This is a genomic window from Dyella japonica A8, from assembly GCF_000725385.1.
GTDB classification, from domain to species: Bacteria; Pseudomonadota; Gammaproteobacteria; order Xanthomonadales; family Rhodanobacteraceae; genus Dyella; species Dyella japonica_C.
This window is the reverse complement of the sequence record NZ_CP008884.1, coordinates 1,942,122-1,959,149: the sequence shown is the minus strand read 5'-3', so window position 1 is coordinate 1,959,149 and position 17,028 is coordinate 1,942,122. Positions and strand designations below refer to the sequence as shown.

Genomic DNA, 17,028 nt, shown 5'->3' with positions numbered 1-17,028 from the left:
CCGGTGCAAGGCGCGATGCGACAATACGGGGGAGTCCAAGGCATGAGTCGGGCGGACTCGTTCCGTCATACCCCCCTCCCCTTGGAGGATCGAAGGGCGCTACCTCGCCAATCCTTCGTGACCGGGGTCACGAAAACCAATGACTCTGGCAGTGTGGGCAGGCCCCGGAACACCGACTTCGCCCCCCTTGGTACAAAAGCTGCTGTTCTCCTGCTCTAGGAATACTCAGGGGAACCCATATGTCGCGCCGGCGAACTACCGCAGGCTTTACGCTGATCGAGTTGATGGTGGTGGTGGCGATCCTTGCCGTCCTGGCGGCAATCGCCATTCCGCAGTACCAGACGTATGTAGCAAAGGCCGAGATGGCAGCAGCGCTGGCCGAAATCGCCCCTGGCCGTACCGCCTATGAGACTCTGGTCAACCAAGGCGTCACCAACGGCGCCGTATATGCCAACGCCAATAACCTGGGGTTGGCCCAGACCACGTCGAACTGCTCGAGCATTTCGGCGCAAACACCGACCAACGGTGTCGGGAACATCACCTGCATGCTGCAGGGGCATGTCGCGCTCAAGACCCACTACCTCAAACTCAATCGCAATTCATCGGGGTCCTGGTCTTGCGTCTCGGATGTGAGTCCGCGCTACCTGCCCAGCAGTTGCACCACTGGCTGAGAGCCCAGGGGGCTAAACGTGACCCGGAGCGTCACTGTTTGACACTCCTTGTCCCGGCAGGAATGAAGCTCATCCCGCAGCCGCGAACCGGTCCGCAGTAATGAGAAGATGCAGGGAAATGCCGCTTGTTTGATTAGTGCCAACCCTTGCACAATCCGGTCACCTGCCTAACGGCAGGGACCCATCGAAGGCGGAAATGGCATGCAACATGCTGCCCTCCGCCTCGAGCTGCCAGGTCGTTCCTGACGACGCGAGTTGTGAGGGGGCCGGATCCGCCTAGGGGGTACGGGACCGGGGCTCAGGGGCACAATCCAAGGTTAGCTAACCAATAAAGAGGAACCACCATGAAGAACCAGAAGGGCTTTACCCTGATCGAACTGATGATCGTCGTGGCGATCATCGCGATTCTGGCTGCCATCGCCATTCCGCAGTACCAGACCTACGTGGTCCGTTCGCAGGTCACCCGCGTGATCGGCGAAGCCGGAGACCTGAAGGTTGCGGTCGAAGACTGCCTCAATGCTGGCGCCACCACCTTCGGCACCCCCGCCAGCTGCGTGAACACCGCCACTTCGTCGGACCTGATCACGGGCAACCTGCCGGCGGTCACCTTCGGCCAGACTGCCACCATCATTGCGGACTTCGGCAGCCACGCCAACTCCGCGCTGAGCGGCGCCCAGGTGAAATGGACGCGCAACACCAGCGGCGGCTGGTCGTGCTCCACCACCGTTACGGCCAAGTACGCTCCGGCCAGCTGCCAGTAAGGCAACCAGCGCTTGAACCCACTAAGGCCGCCCACAGGGCGGCCTTAGTCTTTTCATGAGCCACCATGATCACGATCAGCAGCAAGTCGTTCACGGAACGCCCCATCCTCCATAAGACGCTTCTGGCACTGGGGGCGCTCATCATCGTCGCGGCAGCGTTCTGGCCCGCACTACATGGCGGGTTCATTTTCGACGACTACCCGATCTTTGCCGAGAACAACGCCATCCACGTGGACGGCTGGCATTGGCATTCCTGGGTGAAGGTGTGGCAATGGTCGCGCACCAACATCCAGCGCCCTCTGGCGATGGCGACCTACGCGTTCAATTACGCGATGGGCGGCAGCACGTTCGGCTTCAAGCTCACCAATCTCGTCATTCACCTCGTCAACATGCTGCTGGTCTTGTTGCTTGCGCAGCGATTGCTGCAAGCTGCGTGGCCTGCACAGGATTCCCGTCGGCGCTCGCTTGCGTCCCTGGGAATCGCCGCCATCTGGGCGATCCACCCGCTGCAGGTATCCACGGTGATGTACGTGGTGCAGCGCATGGAAATGCTGGCCTTCTCATTCGTTTTGCTTGCCTTGCTGGCTTACTGGCGCGCTCGACACATGCAGATGGCACGCAGACGCGCGTGGCCTTGGCTCCTGCTGTCCCTGGCCCTTACGAGTGCCGGCTTTGCCTTCAAGGAAACGGCCGCGCTCACCCCAGGCTACGCCATGCTGATGGAGCTCACACTCCTGCACTTCAGGGCAGACTCGCCCCGCTCCGAACGACTGTGGCGTCTGTTCTATGCTGCCGGTGCGCTGGCTGCGGTCGCCGGCATCGTGTTCTACGTGCTGCCCCACTACGTGTTTTCGGGGTATTTCGCCGGCCGCGACTTTACGGCATGGCAGCGTGAGCTGACCCAACTGCGGGTGCTCCCCATGTATCTGGGCTGGATGCTCCTGCCGCTCTCCAACCATCTCACGTTCTATTACGACAACTACGTCGCCTCAACCAGCCTGCTGCAACCAGCCACCACGCTGTTTGGCGGCCTAGTGCTACTGGCCCTCCTGATGCTCGCCTGCGCAACATACGGGCGACGCCCGCTACTGGCCTTTGGCATCGGCTGGTTTTTTGTGGCGCACCTACTCACCTCGGCGCCCCTGCCGCTGGAGCTGGTCTTCGAGCATCGCAACTACCCCGCCCTGCTCGGCGTCGTGCTTGCCCTTGCTGACGTGACCTACGCCCTGAGCCAGAAAATCAATCCGCGCGTGATTCTCACGCTCGCAAGTGCGTTTGCGCTGACGCTGGCTTTTCTCACCGTGCTGCGGGCCTCGGTCTGGGGTAGCCCCTTTCGACTGGCCTTCGAGCTGACCCATACCAACCCGGGATCGCTTCGCGCAGCACAAGACCTGGCCCGCAGCCTGATGGCGATGTCCGGTGGCGATGCGACATCCAGGTACTACGGCATGAGCATTGCCGAGCTGGAACGAGCGGCACGCCTACCGGATGCCTCCCCCATGCCGGAGGAGGCGTTGTTGACCGAGGCAAGCACGCACCCTGGCATGCCAACACAGCCATGGTGGGACAGTCTCCGCTACAAGCTGGAGACACGCCCGCTCATTCCCGATACGTTCGCTGTGCTTCATCGACTGACGGAACAGCGGCTCGCGGGCAACACCGGCATCGATGCTGAGCAACTGGCGGCCTGCTATGCCATCGCCACAGCGAAAGCACCTTGGCGAGAGACGCTTCATGCCGACTACGCTGAGCTGGCCGGCGCCGTACTACGCAACCCAGCACTGGCAGGCGAACAGTGGATTTTGGCATTGAAGCTCGACCCGGACGTGCCAAGCTATGGGAAACGGTTGACCGAATACCTGGTGGAAAGCCATAGGTATCAGGAAGCGGCGGCGGTAATTGCCGCCCTCATGGAGCTGCAGCCGTCACTCCGCAGCGACCCGAAGCTTAACGATTGGCTGGAAAAGACCCAGGGCCAGGTGAGTGCAGCCCAGGCGCCGCCAGCGGCACGAAGCCCATAATGACTGCGCAATGCGCCGATTCCCGGGAGCGGCTGCCTGCCCGCGACGACGCGACAGGCGCTTCGCTGGCCCCGGGTGAGTGCCCCGCCCGGCCCTCCTTGTTGCTGACGGTTCGATGCTGCCCAACGTCGCCAGGAGTGCACCGACCAACAAGCCCCTCTGCCGCAACGCGGGAATGGCGAACCCGTGCCCATCCCGGGCCAGCCAGCGGTGGCCTCACGCCCCGAACAAGGTAAGCTGCCACCTTTCCAATTGACGCTGTGATTGCACCCGTGGCCGCTGACCCTTTGTCGTCAAGCTCGGGCTGGCGACTGTTTGCGCTGGCCTTGCTCATTACTGCTCTGGTCTATTGGCCCGGCCTCTATGGCGGCTGGCTGTTCGACGACTATCCCAACATCGTCGACAACCATGGCGTGCAGCCCTCCGAAGTGAATCTGCCCTCGCTGGTGCGTGCCGCACTGTCGTCACCGGCAAGTGACTTCAGGCGGCCACTGGCGTCCCTCAGTTTCGCGGTCAATTACCTGACCAACGGCCTGGATCCGTTCGGCTGGAAGCTGACCAACCTGGTGATCCACCTACTCAACGGCGCGCTGTTGCTCATGCTGTCCAGGCGGCTGCTGGTTCAGCACGGCGATTCGATAGCACGGCGTGGACTTCACGCAGGCACCGTGGCGGCCCTGATCGCCGGGGCGTGGCTTCTTCTGCCCATCAACCTCACCGCGGTACTGTACGTGGTGCAGCGTGAGGAAAGCCTCGCGAACATCTTCGTTCTGACCGGGCTGATCGGTTATGTCATCGGGCGCCAATACATGCTCGGGCGAGGCCGCCCGCCGCTCGCGACGGGCACTGGTCAGCCCAGTCGCACACGGGACCTCGGCGGCCTTGCCCTGTGCGCCACCAGCGTCTGCGTGGCAACGTGCCTTGGCCTTGGCGTAAAGGAAACCGCGGCCATGCTGCCGCTTTACGCCTTTCTGATCGAATGGTTCGTGTTCGGCTTTGGACGGCTACCGTTGCCCGACGATACTGGCCCAGGCAAGGACTGGCGCCTGTTCGCGCTGTTCTTCATCACACTTGCGCTGCCACTGGTGATCGGCGTGTTGTGGCTGCTGCCTAGCGTGCTCAGCCCCATGAGCTGGGCGACGCGCGACTTCACCCTGGCGACGCGCTTGCTGAGCGAAGCCAGGATCGTCTGCGACTACCTGGCATGGACGCTGCTGCCTTCAGCCAGCAATCTGTCGTTTTACCACGACCAGTTCGTGATCTCGCAAAGCCTCTTCTCGCCATGGAGCACCATGCTGAGTCTGCTGTTCCTTGCGGTCTTGGTAACGGTGATCCTCTGGCAGCGCCGGAAGCGCCCCCTGCTCTCCCTTGGCCTTGCGCTGTTCCTTGCGGCACAGTTGCTGACTGGCACGATCGTGCCGCTCGAACTGGTTTACGAGCACCGCAATTACTTCGCGAGTTTTGGGCTATTGCTGGCGGTGGCCCCTCTGCTCGCGGCACCACTGCGCCGACCACGAGGAAGCACAACCGGCGCCGCGCCCTCGCCCCGGCATCACCTGCTCTACATCGGGAAGCTGGTTCTGGCAGGGCTGCTGGTGTACTGGACCGCATTGACCGCCGCCACCGCGGTTGCATGGGGCGAGCCGCTGGAGCTTGCCCGCGAGCTGGCGCAACGCGCACCCGACTCCCCTCGTGCGCAATATGAGCTTGGGCGGGCCTACATCATCTATTCCGGATATAACCCTTCGTCCCCTTACATACAGCCGGCTTATGCGGCGCTCGAAAAAGCCGCTGCGATTCCCGAATCATCCATCCTTCCCCAGCAAGCGTTGATTTTCATGAACTCGCGCATGGGCCTGCCGTTGAAGGACAGCTGGTGGGTCGGCATGATCGAGAAGCTCAAGTCGCGTCGCCCCGGTGTGCAGGACGAAAGTTCGCTGGCCGCGCTGGCACAGTGCCAGTCGGACGGGCGGTGCGACCTGCCAACCCAGCGCATGATCGAGGCGTTCAATGCAGCACTATCGCATCCTCGCCCCACCGCACGCCTGCTGGCGACCTATAGCAACTATGCCTGGAACATGCTCCACGACCGCCAACTGGCGCTGCGCCTGATGAACCAGGCCGTGGAAACGGCGCCGAAGGAATCGGCGTATCGCATCACTCAGATACGCATGCTCGTTGCCCTGGGGTATGTCCGCGAGGCGCAGCAGCTCTACCGCCAACTCGAGCAGATGAATATTGGCGGCAACCTGGACAACGACCTTCAAAATCTCCGCCAGCTCATCGATGGCAAAACCGCTCACGGCTCCTGACGACCCTCGCCTCGACCAAATATATGTCTAATGCGTTGAAGAAAATCTGGGGCATCCTCACTCAAACCGAGAGGCGCAAAGCAGTGTGGATGCTGCTGCTGGTCGTCCTCATGGCGCTGGCTGAAACCGCCAGCGTTTTGTCCATCATGCCCTTCCTTTCGGTGCTGGGCCGGCCAGCGATCATCCAGGAAGTGCCCGCCCTTCTGTCGCTTTACCAATGGCTGACGCCATCCGATCCAAGGCAGTTCATTTTCCTGCTCGGCATGGCTTCGATCGCCCTGGTCATCGCCTCCTCTTTGTTCAAGGCGGTGACTCTGCACGCGCTGAACCGCTTTGTTCACCTCGAACGCCATTCCGTCAGTACACGGCTGCTATCACACTACCTGCAGCAGCCTTATGAATTTTTCCTGCAGCGCAACCCATCAATTCTCACCAAGAATGTCCTGTCAGAGGTCGACCAGTTGGTGTTCGATCTCATCCAACCCTTGTCGCAACTGGTTGCGCAAGGCGCATTAGTGCTGGCGATGACGGCGCTGATCTTCAGCTATGACCCAGTCACTGCGTTGTGCATCGTCATCGTTCTTGCGATTCTCTATGGAGCCATCTATGGGCTTGTCAGAGGGCGACTGGATCGTATTGGCCGTGAGCGGCAGACTGCAGATGGCCAGCGCTATCAATCCTGCAATGAGGCACTGAGTGGCATCAAGGATGTGAAGGTCACGCACGCGGCTTCCACTTACATTGGAAAGTTTGCCGCAGCTTCCCGCCTGTTCTCCCGGCATCTGGCCACCAATGACACGTTGAGCCAGTCCCCCCTCTACATCGTCGAAGCCACCGGCTACACCGGACTTATCGTCATCGCACTGGTTCTTCTTCACAGGACAAATGACGTCGCCCATGTATTGCCAGCTCTCGGCCTCTACGGATTCGCTGCTTATCGCATGCTTCCAGCGGCGCAGATCATGTATCGAGGCTTTGCAAGGCTGCGCTACTCATCGGCTGCGCTCGATGCCATATCGGAAGACCTCTCTCTTCCCGCCGAACCCGGTGCGCCACCCACCCAGATGCTCGTTCTCCGGCAACGCATCCGCCTTGACCACATTCGCTTCGCCTACCCCTCGACGCCTGATGCACCCGTATTTAGCGACCTGACTCTTCAGATCGATGCGAACACCAGCGTTGGCATTATCGGCAGGAGTGGCGCAGGGAAAAGCACGCTAATGGACATACTTTTGGGCCTACTCTCCCCGCAGGACGGCACCCTGAGCGTGGACGGCCAGCCGATAACAGCTGCCAACGTGATGTCATGGCAACAAGCCATCGGCTATGTCCCACAACATACCTATCTGTCGGACACCAGTGTCGCTGAAAACATCGCGTTCGGTGTACCCCGGGAACACATTGATTTCGCTGCCGTGGAGCGCGCCGCCAGGGCTGCACAGATCCACGATTTCGTCACGAAAGAGCTGCAGCAGGGTTACAGCACACTCGTCGGAGATCGGGGAGTCCGCCTGTCGGGCGGACAACGCCAGCGACTTGGCATTGCGCGGGCCCTTTATCGAGACCCACCGGTGCTACTGCTTGATGAAGCCACCAGCGCGCTCGACAGCGAAACCGAGGAGGCGTTGAATGAAGCAATCCAGAATCTTTCCGGCAACAAGACGATCATCGTCATCGCCCATAAAACATCGTCCCTCCAACATTGCCAGAAGATCATAACCGTGGAAGGTAATGCCATTCTGGAAAAGCACCAATAGGCCATCGATCACCGCAAGCGACCTGGCATGACGTCATGCCGCGCCCATCTCCGAAGATTGCATGAATAATCGTCCTCTCGTATCCATTGCTTTAACGACCTATTGTGGTGAAAGGCACCTGCCCCAGCAGCTGGATTCACTGCTGGGACAAACGTACGGGAACATGGAGATCGTCGTTTCGGATGACGGATCGACCGACGCCACATGGGACATACTGAATCACTATGCCAAGCGGGATGACCGCATACGCCTACTGCCTCGCGCTGAAAAACTAGGCGTCACCAGGAACTTTGCGCAATGTTTCGCCGCGTGCAACGGGGACCTCATCTCACCCTGCGATCAGGATGACATCTGGCACCCCGAGAAAACGGACCGGCTCGTCAGTTCCATGGGAGATGCCCTGCTTGTTTACTGCAATAGCCGCTTCGTAGACGAGGCTGGGCAGCCGGCGGGGAATACCGTGGCCGACACGCTATGCATGGTCGATGGCGACGACCCCCGTCCTTTTTTGTTCAGTAACTCTGTTCTTGGGCACGCCATGCTGTTCCGCAAGCACCTACTTGCGGGTGATGGCGCGATAACACATGTCCCACATGACTGGTGGCTGGCTTTCGTCGCCGCCAGCCTGGGATACATTACTTATCTCGACGAAGTCCTGGTGGATTATCGCCGCCACGATACGGCTCTTACGCTTGTGGCTGCATCTGACCGATCCACCCAGCAAAGGCAGATGCGTCTGACCGAGGACGCCTTGCGCTTGAAAGCCATGGCTGAGTTCCCATCCCCCCATCAGGCCTACGCCCGGCGGTCCCAGGCTAAATGGCTGGCCTGGCACAGCAGCTATTTCGACCCCAGGATGTTTGCATCGGTCCTGCTGGACGCGAAGACAAGCCACCGGGCGTTCCTCAAGGAAAAGACGGCTCTTCGGCTTTCCCTCAAGTATCTGGCTGGTCATCGACTGAAGAGACTATGCTTGCCCGGCTATTATCCCGAGTTGGAATCGAGAGACGATTTCCCCGAAGGGAACGATCAATGAAACTGGCGACGATATTGGCTGGCACCACACGATGAAGATTACGTTCGTTGCTCCGCGAATTGAACGCGATAAGTTCACAGGAGGCACTTATTGCCTTCTACGGCATGCGAATGAATTAGTATCTCGCGGCCATGATGTCTCTGTTGTCGCCTACCCGAAGAGCGTAGCGCCCTCGTGGATTGATCTAAAGGCAACATTGATCACTCCCTCCCCGTTGAAGTGGCCAAGCCGACTGAAAGGCATGCAGGCTGTCGTAGCCATGGCGGGCTACTCCCTCGACTACTTGTCACATGGCTACAAGGGTGACTACTACCCTCGAGCCACAGCGCATGCCCTCCTGCCAGAACTTCTTCCGGATTCGGACATTACCGTCGCAAGCGTGTGGGAGTCCGCAGCCCTTGTCGCGAAGTACGGCAAGGGGAAGAAAGCCTACTTCTGCCAACACTACGAGCCGTTGTTCTTCGACAATCCCGTAGATAGCAGCGATGCAGAAGCCACCTACTCCTATGGCTTGACACTCATTGCCAACTCCTCGTGGCTTCAGTCGCGGCTCAATCAGCGCCTGCGTGCGACGGGAGCACCATCCGATACTGTCCACCTGGCGACAAACGCGATCGATCCGGACAACTTCAATAGCGCACCAGGCAATCGTTCGCAGATGCAGGAGAACGCGCGCGCGCTTCGTATCATCAGCTATGGCGGCCGCGACGCAAAATGGAAAGGCTTCCTGGAGATGGCCATGGCTGTCCGGGCCGCACGCGCGCTCCTGCCCGATGTAAACCTGCAATGGAGCGTCTACGGAACCTCACTGCTTCCACCAGACAATCCCATCACTCCCTACATCGCTCTTGGCCTTCTCGACCAGAACTCCCTGGCTGCCGCTTATCGGCAAAATGATGTCCTACTTTCCGCCTCCTGGTATGAAAGCTTTCCCTTGTTTCCTATCGAGGCAATGGCTAGCGGACTGGCAGTCATAACGACGGCCTATGGAACGGAGGATTACGCCGTCGACGGAGAGAACTGCCTCATCGTCGAACCCAAGAACATTGATTCGATCACGCAAGCCATAGTGCGATTGGCGCGTGATCGTCTGCTTCTTACCCGGCTAGCATCCTCTGCCATGGAAGTCGGGGGCGTTCACAACTGGCGTCAGGCTGGCTCCCGAATGGAAGAGGTGCTTCGCTCTATTGCCTTCCCCAGCAGCGCCCAGGTCGCTTAGGGCACCGCCATGCAAAACGATGGATCCTTGCCTGCAGGCCCTGTCACTTGCTACTCCTTTGACGTTTTCGACACCTGCATCACCCGTACGCACGCTTATCCTCGCGATGTCTTTTACGAGCTGGGTCTTCGGCTCGCACCCAGCGACATGAATAGCGGGCAGAAGCATCAGTTTGCCGCACGATTTCAATTACTTCGCGTACGCGCCGAGAAGAGAGCCCATCGCGCCGCCAGACCGAACCGCACGGTAACAATCGACGATATCTACAAGAATCTCTCGATTCCCAAGGAGCTTTCCGCTGGGCTCGACGACCTCATGCGACTGGAAATCGAGCTTGAACGGGAGTCCATCTATCCCATTCCCGAAGTCATCGCTTATATAGATGATCTCCGCCGCTCAGGCCATCGCGTGATTTTCATCTCGGACATGTATCTATCAGGACATGTTCTCACCCCCATGCTACGAGAGCTTGGCGTGATGAAAGATGGAGACACATTGTATGTCTCCTGCGACGTCGGCCTGACGAAACACCACGGTGAACTTTTCAAGCATGTTCTTCGCAGTGAGGGACTGGATGCCTCGCAATTGGTGCACACGGGCGACAACCTGCGTGCAGATGTGCGTATGGCGAGAAATGCCGGCATCCAGGCAAACCATTTCCGATACGGAATGCTGACTTCCCACGAGGTCAGTCTTGCTGGACCTCGGCTACCAAGGCAACGTGCCAGATCGATGCAGGCTGCTCTGCTGAGGCGGCTTCGATTGTCGGTGGACCGTCACTTCAATGCCCCGAGCGAACCGCTGGACCATCTGATTCACGGAGTCGTAGTCCCCTTCCTTCTGATCTACGTCATGTGGGTCCTGGATCAGGCAAAACGCAGCGGCCTCCGCCGCCTGTATTTCGTCGCCCGCGACGGCGAGATCATGTATCGGATAGCCCAAGCTCTCCAGGGGCAGGACGATTCCATCGAGCTGCGCTATCTATACGGGTCACGGCGCGCGTGGCTGCCACCCTCGATCCTTCCCGGAAGCAGTCAATGGCAGCGACTGCTAGTGATCCCAGGCCAAGCAAGCAGCCGTAGTGACATTGCCGCACGAATGGGGATGAACGATGCTCAACAGGAAACCGTCAGAGGCCTGATGGGTGTATCCAAAGAGCATTGGGTGCTGCCTCTATCCTCTGAAGGTGCGCGCACCTTTCTGGGGGACATCCAACGGAACGAAAGCGCCATGGAACATATCCTGGCGGCGTCCAGGCAAGAAAGGGAGATCGCACTCTCCTATTTCATACAGGAAGGTCTTCTCGATGGCACTCCATGGGCTCTAGTGGACGCAGGCTGGTCGTTGAACTGCCAAGCGGCGCTCAAGCGAATCCTGGATGCCAGTGGCATCGAGCACCCAATGCCCCGGGGCTACTATCTTGCCTTGGCACGCGATCATTTGAGCCCTGCTCAAGCAGGTGTGGCCGAGCCATTCATCTCAAAAGCCGGATCGATCTTTTCCAGGCGACGCGTCGTCATAGAGCATGGCTTCCTGCCTTCCACCCATGCCACAACAAAGGGCTACCGGGTCGATGGAAGCGTAACGAAACCAGTCATTGGACCCGAGCTTCGCAACGAAACGGAGCTCAATTATGCGAGACGGCTGCACGCCGCCGCGATCTCGGCGGCAACACTCGTTGCATCGGACCAAAATTCGTTGATCTCGTTGGTTGAGCAAGCAAAAGGGATCCTATCGGGTGCGGCTCAATTGCTCCAACATCCCGAAAAAGCGGATGCGTTGGCGCTGGCCACCTTCGGGACCGTTGCGGACATGAGGCACGAAAGCCCCTTCGTTCAGCCCCTGTGCCGTCCATTGACGATGAGGGACGTGCTCACAGTCATATCAATGGTCCTATCCAATGCCAGGAACTTCAAAACCCCCTCTTTCATGTGGCTTGAGGGATCCATAGCCCTATCACCATGGCATGTACGGGTCCCACTAAAATTTCTTCTGTGCATGGACACCTTGAACAATTGGCTAAAGGACAGAACACCCCAGAATAGAAGCCCGCGCTCGCCAGATGTAAACGCGTAATCAGGACCCCATGCCAACGCAAGAATCTTCTACACCCGCCCAGATCGTCGGCGCCGGTTTCGCTGGCAGCGTCGTTGCACGCGAACTTGTCGAGGCGGGTCACCAGGCATGCGTCATCGACAAGCGTTTGCATATCGCAGGCAATGCCTACGATGAAACGGACGCCCATGGCGTACTCGTACATCGCTATGCCCCCCATACCTTCCATACCAACGGCGGGCACATCTTTGAATACCTGTCGCGCTTCACCGAATGGCTTCCGTATGAGCACCGGGTTCTTGGCATAGTCGATGGCAAGCGTTATCCGTTCCCGATCAATCGGAACACGCTCAATCAGCTCTATGACATGGACCTCGACGAAAGCGGCGCCGAGGCATTCTTCGAACGCGTTCGCGAACCGCGTGAGCCAGCCCTCACCCGCGAAGACGTCGTGCTCAACAGCGTCGGGCGCGACCTTTATGAGAAGTTCTTTCTTAACCACACCCGCAAGCAATGGGGGCTGGATGCTTCGGAACTGAAGGCGGGCGTGGCCGCGCGTATTCCGGCGCGCTCGAATATCGATGATAGATATTTCACCGATACCCTCCAGGTTATACCAAAACACGGTTATACGCAGCTGTTCGAGAACATCCTCGATCAGCCGAACATCACCGTAGAATTGGAAGTCGATTTCGAGAACATTCGCGGCGAGGCGAAGACTTCGCGGACCGTCTATACCGGCCCCATTGATGCCTACTTCAAGTATTGCTTTAGCCGCCCGCCCTACCGCTCACTTCGCTTCGAACACGGGCATCTTCCGAACGTGGCGCATTACCAGAAGGTCGGCACAGTGAATTATCCGAACGACCACGCCTATGCAAGCATCACCGAATTCAAGCACCTGACAGGCCAACGACACACAGGAACATCCATCGTGCGCGAATATCCGCAGGAGGATGGCCCCCCGTACTACCCCATACCGCGTGCGGAGAACGAAGCCTTGTTCAAGCGTCACGAAGAACTTGCCAGGCAGGAACCGAACATCACATTCGTCGGTCGCTTGGCGCAATACCGTTACTACAACATGGACCAGGTAGTGGGTGCCGCCCCGGCAGCCGCCAAACGGATAATTGGCTGATCCATGCGCATCGCCTTTCTATGCAAACGTCGCTACATGGGCAAGGACGTGGTCCTTGATCGCTATGCTCGCCTTTACGAAATACCGTTCCAGCTTGCCCGGCTAGGGCATACCGTCCACGCTTTCTGCCTCAGCTATCAGGGCCACGACGAGGGCGATTGGACGCATGACGCTCATCCAGGCAAGCTGACGTGGCATTCACGTTCGCTTGGGAAGCTGGTCATCCCCGGACTGGCACGCTATCCGTCATGGCTGTTACACCAGCTACGACAGCAGCAACCGGACATCCTTATTGGTGCCTCGGACATTCCACAGATCGCATTAGGCGCATGGTTGTCGCGCAAACTTGCCGTGCCGTATGTCGTCGATCTCTACGACAACTTCGAGGGTTTCGGACAAGCCCGCATTCCCGGCATGGTCGCCTCGTTACGTAGGGCCGTGCGCAACGCAGCACTGGTAACGACAACCAGCGAGCCGCTTCGCCAGCTCATCGAAGTGTCCTATCGAGCGAAAGGGCATGTCATGGCCATGCCCAGCACGGTCGATAAGGACGTGTTCCACCCGTATGACAAGCAGGCGAGCCGCCGCGAACTGGGGCTTCCTGAGGACGCGGTGCTTATCGGCACGGCAGGCGGCCTGTATCAGGACAAAGGCATCGCGACACTCTACGAGGCATGGCCACGGATAGCTCGAGACATCCCGACAGCACATCTTGTTCTCGCCGGACCGCATGACCAGGCACCACCCGCCGGTGATCGTGTTCACTATCTGGGACAGCTCCCGCACGGCAGCACGGCTAAGCTGTTCAATGCGCTGGATGTGGGCGTAGTCTACCTGCGCGATACGCCGTTCGGGCGTTTTTGCTTTCCGCAGAAGGCCTACGAGATGATGGCCTGCGACCTGCCATTGGTGGCGGCGCGCGTGGGAGTGATGCCAGATCTTCTTGGCACCGTGCCGAGCTGCCTCTATGAAGCAGACTCTGCGCACGACCTTGCTCGTGCCATCCGAGAGCAGGCCAGCTCGCCTCGGCGAGCCGCCGTATCCATCGACGACTGGGCGCAGATCATCGGACGCATGAACACGGAAATTCTGCGAATCGCTTCGTGCGACTAGCCTCCCCGCTTAACGCCCCATGCGACATACCCATCGCCCAGGTCAAAACGATAGAACCATCGCTGCATGACAACAAATGGCAACACACACTTGTCGCTGAACATGCCAAGCACACGATTGATAGCCTTCGGTCTGGCCTGCGCACTACGAATGCTTCGTTGCTCGGCCGACATATTTTCGTAACTGCGATCGCCCCGGATCAACCAGTTCGACAGCGGCCGGGTCAACTCCGTGATAGGAAATCCATAGTTGATGATCTGTATCCGCTCCACGCCCGCCCCCGCAAGAAGCCGGTGAAGCTCGTCCCTCTCGTAGCGTCGCACGTGGCCCACGATCTCGTCGGAGCGACCGTATTTCCGCGCATGCGCAGGAACCGATATCAGCACGCGTCCACCCGGTTTGAGATAGCTCATCCACTCTCCGAGCACCTCGGCATCGGACTCGATGTGCTCCAGCACTTCGAAGGCCAGCAGATTGTCGAAAAACTCTGTGGCCAGCTCTGACAAAGATTCCGGCACACTTATGCGATCACCCGCGTAAGCAAGGTTGTCGCGAATCATCTGGCGGCTATCCTCACCCAGATCATGGCTGGCCCCGTCGAAGCCACGATCAAGAAACATCTTGCTCATATGGCCAGTTCCGGCGCCCATCTCAACGAACGAGCCGGGCGTCCAAGTGCGGGTTACGTCATTGATGCAGCTCTCGCGCAGCACCAATTTGGGTTGCCTTTTCATTTGTCACCTGCGTGATGAGCGCTTGCATGGCATGAACTTGCCTTCAGGCAGTCCACGATGAGATCCCCGTAGCCACCAGCGATGCAATCCCAGTCGATGAAGCCTAAGGCGGCCTCGCGAAGCTCGCGCGCCCGCGCCAACGCCTCGGTCGGATAATTCAATTGGTCGACGATGGCATGCATCAACGCAAGCGGGTCCCGCGCTTCCACCGAAAGTTGTGCGTGGTACGGACCCAGCAGGTCCTCGACACCCAGCACACGCCCGGCCACGACCGGGCAGCCACAGCCAATGGCTTCCATCAGCACCACGGGCAACCCCTCTTGGTCTCCACCTTCGTCGCGCACGAACGGCGCCACCAGCAGGCTGGCGCGGCGATACAGAGCCGGCAGGCCGTCCTGCGGCACAGCGCCCAGGAATGTCACGTGGGCTTCCAGCCCCAGGCGGCTCGCCTGCGCACGAAGTGCGGCCTCCTCGGGGCCGAATCCTGCGATGGTCAGCATGACTCCTGGCCGCTGCGTCACGATCAAGGGCATGGCGTCAAGGAGATACCGCAAACCCTTCTTGGGCACCAGCCGTCCCACGAACAACAGTTCGTCGGTACGACGCTCCACCCCTTCATCCGGCACGAACTTGCCTTTAAGGTCGACGCCCATCGGCAATACGCACAGACGTGAGGATTGAAGCCCTTGCGCACGTGCTTCCAGCGCCATCGCACTGCTGACCACCGTCATCGCGGCGGCGGCAGCAGCCACCTCGCGTTTCCACTGCCGCAGGGTGTTTCCGCGCAGGCCATAAAGGTCGCCGCCATGCGATGTCACGATGACCGGAATGCCCAAGCGTCGGCCAAGCGCGGTTGCGATGCTGCCCTGGGGAATCAGCCAATGGGCATGAATCGCATCGATGCGCTCTTTGCGCACCAGTGCCCTGGCACGCAGGTATTGCGCCAGAAGAAACGTCGGCACCAGGCCATACTTCCAGGCTGAGCGGCGCAGGTTCGAGGCGATGCCGCCGCCGTAGACCAATGTTTCCAGCGCTACCGGTGCGTAGCGATAGCGCACCACCCTGACGCCATCGATGATTTCCTCCGCGCGCGCCCCACGTGCGTGCGATGTCAGCACAGTGATGTCGAACCGATGTCGCATGCGCCGGCAAAGCTCATGGACGAATCCCGGCTCATGGTCGCCACGCCACCTCGGATAGGTCGAGGCCAGCACAAGCAACTTTGGTCGAATCTCCGACACCATTGTTCTCTCGTCAAAATCGCTACGCCGCAATTGCAGCTTCGTCGCCGGTGGCCAACTGCCGCCCCCGTGATCAGTCACTCTTGCGATAGGTCAATGCCGTGATCTGCTCCGATACCAGCCCAATCAGGAAAATGATGACCGAAGCGCTCCACAGCAACGCGCTGCCGTTGGTAAGGCGGCCATAGGCAAGGAAGGTGCGCAGATAGTTGGCACAGCCCAGCAGGAAGAAAACCATGCTGGCCGGCACGAACAATTTGAGTGGCGAATACAGCGTGGCGATCTTGAAGATGATCAGCAGGAAGCGGATGCCATCCTTCAGCGGCTTGATGTGGCTCTTGCCCACGCGCTGCGCTGCCTTGATGGGCAGGTAAGCCACCGGGTAGGCGCTGCGGAAGAACGCCATGGTGCTGGTGGTGGGATAAGAGAAGCCGTTGGGCAACAGGTGCAGGAATTCGCGGAACCGGTCGGCCCGCACCGCGCGGTAGCCCGAGGTAAGGTCTTCGACCACCTGCCCCGTCATGCGGGTGGCAAGCCAATTGTAGATGGTATTGGCCACGCCCCGGCCCACACCGGCCTGGCTGCCCCAGTCGCGCGCGCCCACCACCATGTCGTAGCCCTGTGCGAACTTCTCCAGCAGGCGCGCGATATCCGCCGGGTCATGCTGCCCGTCGCCATCCATGAACACCAGTACGTCGCCGCTGGCGGCGCGGGCGCCACGCTTGATGGCGGCACCATTGCCCATGGAGTACGGCGAAGAAAGGCAGGTCACGCCGGCAGCAGCGCAGATGTCACGCGTATCGTCGGTCGAACCGTCGTCCACCACGATGATCTCCGCCCCTGGCTGGGCCTGGCGCAGGCGTGGCAATAGATTCTTCAGCGCCGGCCCTTCGTTTTTCGCGGGCAGGATGATGCTTAGACGGTTCAAGAGCGTGTCCCCGGAAGTGAGCCGGCATCATACCCTGAGCAC

13 protein-coding genes are annotated in these 17,028 nt (G+C 59.6%); 10 read left to right on the top strand and 3 right to left on the bottom strand.

The features are described from left to right. Positions 1 to 239: 239 nt before the first annotated feature. The 10 genes from HY57_RS08070 to HY57_RS08025 all read left to right on the top strand — a co-directional run bounded on the left by HY57_RS08070 (position 240) and on the right by HY57_RS08025 (position 14,083). Positions 240 to 671 carry a pilin gene (locus tag HY57_RS08070; protein WP_019467327.1) on the top strand — a complete coding sequence of 144 codons (432 nt, stop codon included), beginning with the start codon at positions 240 to 242 and terminating at the stop codon, positions 669 to 671. A 344-nt stretch (positions 672 to 1,015) separates the two neighbouring features. After that, a complete protein-coding gene (locus HY57_RS22095) occupies positions 1,016 to 1,432 on the top strand; it encodes a pilin (RefSeq protein ID WP_019467326.1) in 417 nt (138 codons plus the stop codon). A 65-nt stretch (positions 1,433 to 1,497) separates the two neighbouring features. Beyond that, the gene (locus tag HY57_RS08060) at positions 1,498 to 3,453 is read left to right on the top strand and encodes a hypothetical protein (RefSeq protein WP_019467325.1); all 1,956 of its coding nucleotides are present in this window, start codon (positions 1,498 to 1,500) and stop codon (positions 3,451 to 3,453) included. Positions 3,454 to 3,725: 272 nt separating this feature from the next. Continuing rightward, on the top strand, positions 3,726 to 5,765 hold the full coding sequence (locus HY57_RS08055; protein ID WP_019467324.1) for a hypothetical protein: 2,040 nt from the start codon (positions 3,726 to 3,728) through the stop codon (positions 5,763 to 5,765). 89 nt (positions 5,766 to 5,854) lie between these two features. Further along, positions 5,855 to 7,522, top strand: a complete 1,668-nt coding sequence (locus HY57_RS08050; protein ID WP_100218298.1) for an ABC transporter ATP-binding protein — start codon at positions 5,855 to 5,857, stop codon at positions 7,520 to 7,522. 61 nt (positions 7,523 to 7,583) lie between these two features. Then, a complete protein-coding gene (locus HY57_RS20800; RefSeq protein ID WP_081500756.1) occupies positions 7,584 to 8,558 on the top strand; it encodes a glycosyltransferase in 975 nt (324 codons plus the stop codon). A 241-nt stretch (positions 8,559 to 8,799) separates the two neighbouring features. Next, positions 8,800 to 9,777: a glycosyltransferase family 4 protein gene (locus HY57_RS08040; RefSeq protein WP_019467321.1), complete on the top strand. Its 978-nt coding sequence runs from the start codon at positions 8,800 to 8,802 to the stop codon at positions 9,775 to 9,777. A 9-nt stretch (positions 9,778 to 9,786) separates the two neighbouring features. Then, the gene (locus HY57_RS08035) at positions 9,787 to 11,853 is read left to right on the top strand and encodes an HAD family hydrolase (RefSeq protein ID WP_019467320.1); all 2,067 of its coding nucleotides are present in this window, start codon (positions 9,787 to 9,789) and stop codon (positions 11,851 to 11,853) included. A gap of 10 nt (positions 11,854 to 11,863) precedes the next feature. Continuing rightward, positions 11,864 to 12,970: a UDP-galactopyranose mutase gene (gene glf / locus HY57_RS08030; protein WP_019467319.1), complete on the top strand. Its 1,107-nt coding sequence runs from the start codon at positions 11,864 to 11,866 to the stop codon at positions 12,968 to 12,970. A 3-nt stretch (positions 12,971 to 12,973) separates the two neighbouring features. Beyond that, positions 12,974 to 14,083: a glycosyltransferase family 4 protein gene (locus tag HY57_RS08025; protein ID WP_019467318.1), complete on the top strand. Its 1,110-nt coding sequence runs from the start codon at positions 12,974 to 12,976 to the stop codon at positions 14,081 to 14,083. Here HY57_RS08025 and HY57_RS08020 read toward each other — a convergent pair. The 3 genes from HY57_RS08020 to HY57_RS08010 all read right to left on the bottom strand — a co-directional run bounded on the left by HY57_RS08020 (position 14,080) and on the right by HY57_RS08010 (position 16,986). After that, positions 14,080 to 14,817 (bottom strand): class I SAM-dependent methyltransferase, encoded by a 738-nt coding sequence (locus HY57_RS08020; RefSeq protein WP_019467317.1) that lies wholly within the window; start codon positions 14,815 to 14,817, stop codon positions 14,080 to 14,082. The genes HY57_RS08025 and HY57_RS08020 overlap by 4 nt on opposite strands. Then, positions 14,814 to 16,061, bottom strand: a complete 1,248-nt coding sequence (locus HY57_RS08015; protein ID WP_081500754.1) for a glycosyltransferase — start codon at positions 16,059 to 16,061, stop codon at positions 14,814 to 14,816. The genes HY57_RS08020 and HY57_RS08015 overlap by 4 nt, the downstream gene beginning before the upstream one ends. A 70-nt stretch (positions 16,062 to 16,131) precedes the next feature. Next, entirely contained in the window at positions 16,132 to 16,986 is an 855-nt protein-coding gene (locus HY57_RS08010; protein WP_019467315.1) for a glycosyltransferase family 2 protein, read from the bottom strand. Positions 16,987 to 17,028: the final 42 nt, after the last annotated feature.

Bases quoted from the DNA above. Each gene is read 5' to 3' on its own strand.
- HY57_RS22095 (WP_019467326.1), top strand. From the start codon at position 1,016: ATGAAGAACCAGAAGGGCTTTACCCTGATCGAACTGATGATCGTCGTG.
- HY57_RS08015 (WP_081500754.1), bottom strand. From the start codon at position 16,061: ATGGTGTCGGAGATTCGACCAAAGTTGCTTGTGCTGGCCTCGACCTAT.
- HY57_RS08040 (WP_019467321.1), top strand. From the start codon at position 8,800: ATGCAGGCTGTCGTAGCCATGGCGGGCTACTCCCTCGACTACTTGTCA.
- HY57_RS08020 (WP_019467317.1), bottom strand. From the start codon at position 14,817: ATGAAAAGGCAACCCAAATTGGTGCTGCGCGAGAGCTGCATCAATGAC.
- HY57_RS08060 (WP_019467325.1), top strand. From the start codon at position 1,498: ATGATCACGATCAGCAGCAAGTCGTTCACGGAACGCCCCATCCTCCAT.
- HY57_RS08025 (WP_019467318.1), top strand. From the start codon at position 12,974: ATGCGCATCGCCTTTCTATGCAAACGTCGCTACATGGGCAAGGACGTG.
- glf (WP_019467319.1), top strand. From the start codon at position 11,864: ATGCCAACGCAAGAATCTTCTACACCCGCCCAGATCGTCGGCGCCGGT.
- HY57_RS08070 (WP_019467327.1), top strand. From the start codon at position 240: ATGTCGCGCCGGCGAACTACCGCAGGCTTTACGCTGATCGAGTTGATG.
- HY57_RS20800 (WP_081500756.1), top strand. From the start codon at position 7,584: ATGAATAATCGTCCTCTCGTATCCATTGCTTTAACGACCTATTGTGGT.
- HY57_RS08050 (WP_100218298.1), top strand. From the start codon at position 5,855: ATGCTGCTGCTGGTCGTCCTCATGGCGCTGGCTGAAACCGCCAGCGTT.
- HY57_RS08035 (WP_019467320.1), top strand. From the start codon at position 9,787: ATGCAAAACGATGGATCCTTGCCTGCAGGCCCTGTCACTTGCTACTCC.